Origin of the sequence: Photobacterium sp. OFAV2-7, assembly GCF_022347985.1 — a bacterium.
Lineage (GTDB): Bacteria > Pseudomonadota > Gammaproteobacteria > Enterobacterales > Vibrionaceae > Photobacterium.
The window spans coordinates 1-9,203 of record NZ_JAKRFQ010000099.1 but is presented as its reverse complement, the minus strand read 5'-3'; the positions used below and the strand labels follow the sequence as shown (position 1 = coordinate 9,203).

Sequence of the window (9,203 nt, the reverse complement as noted above, 5' to 3'; positions counted from 1 at the left end):
CCGATCTTTTAGCATCGCGAACCTTATCTATCCCGGTTAACATTGCGATTGCCTGGCCATATGGGCTTTTCCGTGATTTTATGATTCGCTCTGGTTATCGCTTTTCACCAACCAACGGGATGAAAAGTCTGTCTGATATGGTTGCCTATGTACTGTTTCAGTCGCCGGTCTATGCAGGCATTTTGTTTGTTGTCGGGGCAGATTTCGATCAAATCATTACGGCTGTAACCAGTAATGCATTTGTATCAGGCGCACTGGGTGTGGTGTATGGCCTGTTCTTGGATAGCTGCCGCCGTATGTTCCGTGTACCTGGCTATTATCACCAGCAAGCCTAACAGGCTATAACGCCACAGTGTAAAAAAGCTCCTGCGGGAGCTTTTTTAGTATCTGGGCAGTAGATATTGTTAGTAAACATGATATGCAACTAGACATATAAGCTGCTATTAGGATCATAACCACATCAATTTCAGATAAATCTCCTGAATTTATTAATATGGTAGCGGAACTCATTGATAGTCTTCAATATTTGAACCTCGTCAAGGTTTTGAGTTATACCGTATTCTGATAAGCCTATCTCTCAATATTCCATCAGTTTGTGTGCCTATACTTCAGTATTCCATTTGGAAACATTATGTATTGAATCTGGTAGCGGGGCTTTATGGAAAGAAGCCGTTTTTTATGGGTACCTGTCGGGCTGTCTTTTGTTGCGGCAACCGGGGTGATCTTGGTGGGCAATCTGAGTGAAATGTCTTGGGTGATAGCGGGCGGACTGATAGTAATCAGCTATTTTGCAGCGCGCTTTCTTTTTGCGGGTTATGACAGGGCGATTGCCGATATTCGTGACAGGCAAAATAGTGAGTTGCTTTATAAACAGCAACATGCGCAGCAAGAGCTAAAACAGCTGGTCGAGCTGTGCCTGCAGATCTTGCCAATCTGGCAGCGTCAGCTATGTACCGTCAGGGTACAAACCGAAACGGAAGTGACGGCGTTGTCACAACGATTTTCGGAAATCATCAGTGAGCTGGATCAGGCCGTTACCGAATCACAACATGTTGCCGGTGGTGGGGCGGATAAAAGCGATAACGGTGTGTTTGCGGTATTGAACAACAGTGAACAGCGACTGGATCAGGTTATCGACCTGCTTCGCTCGGCGATGCAGGCAAAAGAAGAAATGCTGGCTCAGGTTCGCCATTTGGCGAGCTATACCGAAGAACTTGACAGTATGGCGGTTGATGTCGCCAAGATTGCCGAGCAAACTAATCTGTTGGCCCTGAATGCGGCTATAGAGGCGGCAAGAGCGGGCGATCAGGGACGTGGCTTTGCCGTTGTTGCCGGAGAGGTGCGCAAGTTGTCTCAGCTGTCTGGTGAAACAGGGAAGCATATTCGTGACAAGGTCCAGTTGATCAACCAGGCCATGGACGATACGGTCAGCATTGCCGAGCAGAGTGCCCGCCAGGATGCCCAGGCTGAAGCGGCGTCAGAAGCCAATATTGAATCTATCTTGGCGAACTTCAAACAGCTGGCCTCCGAGCTCACAGACTCAACCTCATTACTTCAAGATAAAAACCTGGATATTCAGCGCGAGATTTCCGGCGTGATAGTGTCGCTGCAGTTTCAGGATCGTGTCAGTCAAATCATTACTCAGGTTGAGAAAAATCTCGACAAGTTACAGGCAGAAATTTCCGATTACGAGTCAGAGCAGCATAGCGATGACGAGGCACACCGCCTTGATGTGACAAATTGGCTCAATGAAATGAAGCGAGACTATGTTGCCCAGGAGCAACACCATAATCATGAAAAAGGCGAGGCGACGACAGCCTCCTCTAAAGATAGCGAGATAACTTTCTTTTAACCCTCGGAGAGTACTATGGCTAAGACAATTTTGATTTTGGATGATTCGGCGCCGATCCGTCAGGTCGTTGGAATTGCTCTCAGAGGAGCCGGCTATGAGGTGATTGAAGCGAATGATGGTGTTGACGGGCTCGGTAAACTCGACGGTAAGAAGGTGAACCTGATCATTACCGACGTCAATATGCCGAGGATGGACGGGATCACGTTTGTCAAAGAGGTCAAAAAGCTGCCTCGTTATAAATTTACTCCCATCATTATTCTGACGACAGAGTCACAGGACCATAAAAAACAGGAGGGGCGGGCTGCGGGAGCCAAGGCCTGGGTGGTCAAGCCCTTCCAGCCGCCCCAGTTGCTTGATGCCGTATCCAAACTGATATTGCCTTAACTGGGAGCTGCCAATGGATATCACGATTGCGCAGGAGCAAGCAGGAACGGAGTGCAGGCTAAGCCTTAGCGGGGAAATGTCTATCTACAATGCCGCCGAGCTAAAACCCCGACTATTGGCCTGCTTACAGGATGCAGAATCACTGGCTCTCGATCTTACCGAAGTCACTGAGCTAGATACCGCCGGTTTGCAGCTGCTGTGGCTGTGTCAGCAGGAAGCAGCATTGACAGGCAAGGCGTTTACTATCACCGCTACCAGTGCTGCGGCAATGGAATCTATCGCCTTGCTGAGACTCGAACAGCCATTCAACTTACCGCCTATGTAGCCGCCGGGTTTCATTGCCCCATGATCAAGGAGCGAAAATGGAAGAGATGGAACATGCCCAAGAGATGTTTGTCGATGAGAGCCGGGATTTGCTGCAGGAGATGGAATCGGCTTTAAACAAGCTAAAGGCGGCCCCTGAAAATATCGAGATGATCAACCTGGTATTTCGTGCTGCACATACCATCAAGGGGGCGGCAGGGCTGTTTGGCTATGACAACATTGTTGCTTTTACCCATACGGTTGAAAATGTGCTGGAGAAGGTCAGGGCCGGTGAGCGTTTTTGCGACGATACACTGATTGCTGTCTTGTTAGATTGCCGGGATCACATTGAGAGCTTGATTGAACAACTGGGTAATCAGGATACCTCTAGCGAACAGGATCTGGCGCAGCAAGGTCAGGCCTTACTGACGCAGTTGTCGGGTTCGGCGGATTCTCAGCAACACTGCAGCGTTAATGATCTTTCATCATTGGGTCAATACACCGAACATCTGCCGGGATTGGAGCGCAGTAATATCAACCGAGCCGCATTCAACCCCTATTGGCACTTTTCACTTCGGTTCGGTGAAGATGTGCTGCGAAATGGTATGGATCCGCTGTCATTTATACGTTACCTCCGCTCCTTGGGAGATATCGTAGAGTTAGTTCCCCTGTTTACCTTGCCCGGTAGCAGCCTGATGGATCCCGAGTCCTGTTATCTTGGCCTGGAGCTGTTACTTGATAGTGATGCTGATCAGCCAACATTGGAGTCGGTGTTTGAGTTTGTTGCCGACGAGTGTCAGATCCATATTATTCCTCCCCACAGCGATCTTCAGCAGTATGTCGTGTTGATGAAGGAGCTTGACCTGGAGGCTGACGAACTCGGTCAGCTGTTTATTCAGTGCGGTGCGCTGACACAAGAAGAATTCGCGTATGTGATGGAGGCGCCCCAAACTGACATTATCCAGCCTGCTCAGTCTACGTATGAGCCTGAGTCAGAACCCCAATCACAGTCACAGCCACAAACGCTACCTCAGTCGGAAGTCGGGGAACCTGTGCAGCAGTTATCCTCTCAAGAAGTGGCTCCGAAAAAAACGGCGGCGAGCCTGCCAGATCTCAAGCGCCAGGAAAGTCGCAGCCTCCGGGTTGATGCTCACAAATTGGATCAGCTAATTAATCTGGTGGGAGAGCTGGTGATTGCCGGTGCCAATACCAGCTTGCTGGCGAAACAAAATGGCGATCCTGAACTGATGGAATCTAGTGCGGCAGTTTCTTTGCTGGTTGAAGAAATCAGAGGGCTGTCGTTGCACCTGAGGATGATACCGATAGACGAGACCTTCAAGCGTTTCCACCGTGTGGTGCGGGAGATAAGCCGGGATTTGGACAAAGATATCCGGCTGACGATTGAAGGTGGTGAGACTGAGCTTGATAAAGGCGTCGTGGAGAAAATCAACGATCCCCTGATGCACTTGGTTCGTAATGCGATTGACCACGGTATTGAAGCCAAGGAAGAGAGGCTTGCCAAAGGAAAGCCTGCCACCGGTACGGTGATCCTCCGGGCCTATTACGACTCTGGCAGCATAGTGATTGAAGTGTGTGATGACGGGGGAGGCATAGACCCTATTAAGGTGCGGGCCAAGGCGGTCGAGAACGGCCTCATTAGCGCAGAGCAGCCTATGAGTGAGAAAGAGATTCTGCGGCTGATATTGGAGGCCGGTCTGACGACCAAAACCGCCGTGAGCGATCTTTCGGGTCGAGGGGTCGGCATGGACGTGGTCAAACGTAACATCGAGGCGTTGCAGGGCAGTATCGAGGTTGAGAGCAGGCTGGGTGAGGGTTCTTTGTTGCGCCTTCGTCTTCCTTTGACGCTTTCTATTATCGACGGCTTTGCGGTCGGGGTAGGGGCATCGAGCTATGTTATCCCGCTTGATGCGGTTGTCGAGTGTATCGAGTACAGCGAAGAGCACAGTAAAAATGGAAATTACGTCAATCTGCGGGGGGAAATCCTGCCCTTTATTAACCTGAGGCAGCGATTTAAAGAAAGCCATATTGACGTCAAACAACGCAACATCGTTGTGGTACAGAGCGGTGAGCAAAAAGCCGGGTTCGTTGTTGATCAATTGCAGGGCGAGCTTCAAACCGTCATTAAGCCGTTAAGTAAAATCTTTTCCCGTCTTAGCGGGATCAGCGGGTCGACGATCCTTGGTAGTGGCGACGTGGCAATGATCCTGGATGTCCCGGCCCTGATCCGGGATGCAGAAACACATTGCTCACCGCGATATATCGGTCATGGCGAGGTAGTGCCTTAGCACGGGATCAAAGCCACAGCGGTGCATAGCTCGAAGTCTGAATAAATGGGTATTTAGCCCGGTTGCAGCATATAGAGGGGGGCGCAATGACGCAAAGCCTAACTCTGGCAGAGTCCAGAGGCCAAGAAGATAAGGACGTTGATATTACACATGAGCAACAGCAGTTCCTGACATTTATTCTGCGGGAGGAGCTGTTTGCTATCAATATCCGTCCCATTAAGGAAATTATCGAGTATGGCCAGCTGACCGTGGTACCCATGGTGCCTGATTTCGTCCGCGGCGTGATTAATGTACGTGGCAACGTCGTTCCCATTATTGACCTGGCAGTACGTTTTGGCTGGCCGACCACGGAGGTGACCAAGCGCAGCTGTATTGTAATTGTCGAGGTGGAAAGCGAAGGGGAGCGGATCGAAATTGGCGTAGTGGTCGATGCTGTCAGTGAAGTACTTGATATAGCGCTGGCTGATATCGAGCCTGCACCGAGCTTTGGTGCCCGGCTCCGGACTGATTTTATTGAAGGAATGGGCAAAGTGAATGATGAGTTCATTGTATTGCTCAATGTTGGCCGGGTGCTGTCGGTGGAAGAGCTGTCATCGCTAGAGGCACTGCAGGAATAGCCGTTCAGATGCGGTTGCTGTTGGTTAGGCTGGCTGCAAAAGCGGGTGATTATTGAATAATTAATAACCGGAATATTAATCCAGGGAGGCGTTATGCTCCGTTTTAGTGACATCAGGATGAGACCTAAGTTGATCGGCCTGTTTTTGCTGGTCAGTCTTATTCCATTGGCTATCGTTGTATTCATTGCCGTAAAAGCGGCTGCCGATGCGTTGACCACAGAGTCTAACCATCAGCTTATCGCTATGCGGGATGTGAAAAAGTCTCAGTTAGAATCTTATTTTGCGGAGCGTCAGAGTGATTTAGGCGTTTTGATCGATACTGTCGATACGCTACGTACTAATACGCTCAATAAGCTGCATGCAGCGAAAGAGAGTAAGCGCGCCCAGATAGAAGGGCACTTTCAGGCCCTGCAGGACGATATTGTTATTCTGGCGGAAAGCGATGCAGCCTCCGAGGCATTAATTGGTTTTGATATTGCCTACCGAAATGCCGGTCTGCAAGCTGGTGGTGTTGATTGGCAAGCCGTTGATAGTCAGTACGGAGCCTGGCTGAGCCGCTATACCGAACATTATGGGTTTTATGATTTGTTTCTGGTCAATGTCGACGGTGAAGTTGTTTATTCAGTGACACAGGAAGCCGATCTCGGACAAAACATTAAATCTGGTCCTCTACGTGATAGTGGTATTGGCCGGTTATTTAGTAAGGCTATGTCAGGTGTTGCGATTGAAGATTTCTCCCCCTACGCACCGTCGAATAATCAGCAATCGGCATTTATTGGTGCCCCCATTGTTAACAATGAAGAGCTGCAGGGGGTGCTTATCATGCAGATCCCGACAGAAGGCATCGATGCCATTATGCAGCGGGATGACAATCTGGGTGAAACAGTAGAAACCTATTTGGTCGGGCAATACTCCGGTAGCAATACCCTGCGAAGTAACTTTGTCGGCACGGACGGAACAGAGCATCAGATTGGTATGCCTGCCAATGATCTTTTTGTCGAAGAGTCTTTGGCTGGCAAGGTGATAGACGGTGCCTATACCGATCAGAGCGGAAGGCTTTTGATGGTATCGGCGTCTCCGCTTGAGATTTTTGGTCTTAACTGGGCGCTGGTCTCAGCCATGGATCTGGAGCAGGCCTTCATTAGTATCAAGCCTGGCGAGACAACGGATTTTCTTGCCAATTATAGCCAGAAGTACGGTTACTATGATCTCTTCCTTATCCACCCGGACGGTGAGGTGTTCTATAGCGTGAGCCATGAGGCGGACTATAAGAGCAACATAATGGATGGCAAATATGCCGATTCGAATCTGGGTCAGTTGGTTCGTCAGGTCTTGAAGACACGTCAATATGGTTTGGTTGATTTTGCTCCCTATGCACCGAGCAACGGTGAGCCGGCGGCCTTTATTGCCCAGCCGTTGATTGAGCACGGCGAGATTGAATTGGTGGTGGCCATTCAGTTGCCGTTGGAAGCCGTTAACACCATTATGCAGCAGCGAAGCGGGATGGGAGCGACTGGAGAAACCTACCTGGTCGGTATGGACAAGCGTATGCGGTCGGACTCCTTCCTTGATCAGGAAGGGCGTTCGGTGAAAGCTTCTTTTGCCGGTACGGTAGAGCGCAACGGGGTAGATACTCAGGCGAGTAGCGCTGCTTTGGGCGGTGAAACAGGCATTGCTCGGGTTCAAGACTACAACGGTAACAATGTATTGTCGGCCTATACCCGGGTTGATGTCGGAGATACCCACTGGGCGCTGTTGGCCGAGGTGGATGTAGCCGAGGTGAACGAGCCAATCGATAATCTGCTGATGATGGTCGGTATTGTTATTGCGGTGGCGGTGATTTTGATTGTGCTGGTGGCCATGATGGTTGCTTCGACCATTACCCGTCCGTTGGCGACAGCGTTGCAGGTTGCCGATGCTATGGCGAATGGCGATCTCAACAGTAAAATTGAAACCAGCAGCAAAGATGAAACCGGTCAGTTGCTCAGCCGAATGGGCCACATGAGTAATCAGCTGCGCCAGATTGTGGGCGATGTGAATAGTAATGCCAACGGTTTGGCCAGTGCTTCTGAAGAGATCAGTGCAACGGCACAGTCTCTGAGCCAGGCTGCCAGTGAACAGGCTGCCAGTGTTGAAGAGACCAGTGCTTCTCAGGAGCAAATTGCCGCATCTGTGCAGCAAAATGCTGAAAACGCCAAGATCACTGATGATCGTGCGACCAAAGCTTCAAGTCAGGCGGCAGAAGGCGGACGGGCGGTTAGCGAGACCGTGGTAGCGATGAAGGAGATTGCCGAGAAGATCAGCATTATCGAAGACATTGCCTATCAGACTAACCTGCTGGCTCTGAATGCTGCTATCGAAGCTGCCAGGGCTGGCGAACATGGCAAAGGGTTTGCGGTTGTCGCTGCAGAAGTACGCAAACTGGCTGAGCGTAGTCAGGTTGCCGCCCAGGAGATCAGCAACCAGGCCGGAAGCAGTGTTCAGGTGGCTGAGCAGGCCGGTCAGCTGCTTGATGAAATTGTACCAAGCATTACCAAAACCGCTGAGTTGGTGCAGGAGATTGCGGCAACTTCGGATGAGCAGGCTAGCGGTGTGACTCAGATCAGCGTGGCGATGGGGCAAATGGATCAGGTGACTCAGCAAAATGCCTCGGCGTCTGAAGAACTAGCATCGACAGCGGAAGAAATGAGTGCTCAGGCCGAGCAACTGCAGCAACTGATGAGTTTCTTTACTATCAACGAGTCGCCTGCTGTTGTGCCAGAGCAGCCTGCGCGGAATGTGGTTGGCAAGCGTACTGTTGTTCCGTCCACGCTTGCGCCGAAGAAGCCTGCCAAGAAGCTGGAGAATAAGCATCAGGAAATTATTGAGGAGGACTTCGAGGCATTCTAGTCGATGAGCGTTACCTCTGATGTTAAGTGCGCCTTGTCATTGCGGAGACTATGAGCAAGGCGCCTGTCAGGAATACAGGGAAATGATTGTTGTAATGGCAAAAAGGGAGGACAACATGGATTCTAAGCATGCAGTCCAAAAGCTGTCTGGTGAGTTATTCAATCAGAGTGCCATTACAGACTGGGAGTTCGCACGGTTTCGTCAGCTTATCTTTGATTTGGCGGGTATTACACTTAGTGAACACAAGAAAAATCTGGTTGCCGTCAGGTTGGCAAGCCGGCTCCGCTATTATTCCTTAACGAGTTTTGCCGATTATTACCGGCTGCTGATGCACAATCCCCCGGCGGGGGAGCTGCAAACTGTGGTTGATCAGCTCACTACCAACGAAACCCACTTTTTCCGTGAGCCTCGGCATTTTGGCTTTATCAAGCGGCATATTCTGGACAATAGAACATCGCAGGTGCCGTTGCGTTGCTGGAGTGCCGTCTGTTCAACGGGTGAGGAGCCGTACAGTTTGGCAATGCTGCTGGCAGATCATTGTGGTTTATCGGTGGACTGGCGTGTATTGGGCTCTGATATTAACTCCAATGTATTGGATCAGGCGCGTAGCGGGTTATACCTAAACTCGAGGCAGGCTGAAATCCCCAAGCGCTATTTGCAGCAATACTGTTTGAAAGGAGTGCGTTCCCAGCAAGGGACATTGTTAGTCAATAACAAGGTTCGGGAGCATGTTCGCTTTAAACAGATCAACCTCAATACATCGCTGCCAAACATCGGTTTTTTTGACCTGATATTGCTACGCAATGTACTTATCTATTTCTCTGCGGAAACCAAGCACGATGTTGTGTTACG

7 protein-coding genes and 1 pseudogene are annotated in these 9,203 nt (G+C 50.3%); all 8 read left to right on the top strand.

The genetic code is table 11. The annotated features are described in order from the left end of the window. Positions 1 to 335 (top strand): L-alanine exporter AlaE (alaE, locus tag MHN01_RS08275; RefSeq protein WP_239410914.1); only part of this gene is annotated, 335 nt, incomplete at its 5' end. Between the two features lie 323 nt (positions 336 to 658). Further along, positions 659 to 1,852, top strand: a complete 1,194-nt coding sequence (locus tag MHN01_RS24635) for a methyl-accepting chemotaxis protein (protein ID WP_370646463.1) — start codon at positions 659 to 661, stop codon at positions 1,850 to 1,852. A gap of 15 nt (positions 1,853 to 1,867) precedes the next feature. Further along, positions 1,868 to 2,236 carry a response regulator gene (locus MHN01_RS08265; protein ID WP_075768397.1) on the top strand — a complete coding sequence of 123 codons (369 nt, stop codon included), beginning with the start codon at positions 1,868 to 1,870 and terminating at the stop codon, positions 2,234 to 2,236. 13 nt (positions 2,237 to 2,249) lie between these two features. Further along, positions 2,250 to 2,561 (top strand): lipid asymmetry maintenance protein MlaB, encoded by a 312-nt coding sequence (locus MHN01_RS08260; RefSeq protein ID WP_239410913.1) that lies wholly within the window; start codon positions 2,250 to 2,252, stop codon positions 2,559 to 2,561. A gap of 37 nt (positions 2,562 to 2,598) precedes the next feature. Continuing rightward, positions 2,599 to 4,845 (top strand): chemotaxis protein CheA, encoded by a 2,247-nt coding sequence (locus MHN01_RS08255; RefSeq protein ID WP_239410912.1) that lies wholly within the window; start codon positions 2,599 to 2,601, stop codon positions 4,843 to 4,845. 86 nt (positions 4,846 to 4,931) lie between these two features. Then, positions 4,932 to 5,462, top strand: coding sequence for a chemotaxis protein CheW (locus tag MHN01_RS08250; RefSeq protein WP_239410911.1), 531 nt, complete (start codon positions 4,932 to 4,934; stop codon positions 5,460 to 5,462). Positions 5,463 to 7,286: 1,824 nt separating this feature from the next. Beyond that, positions 7,287 to 8,192: pseudogene (locus tag MHN01_RS24630) on the top strand (methyl-accepting chemotaxis protein); the annotation flags it as partial. Between the two features lie 274 nt (positions 8,193 to 8,466). After that, positions 8,467 to 9,203: protein-glutamate O-methyltransferase CheR (locus tag MHN01_RS08240; RefSeq protein ID WP_239410909.1), on the top strand; the 737-nt coding region annotated here is incomplete at its 3' end.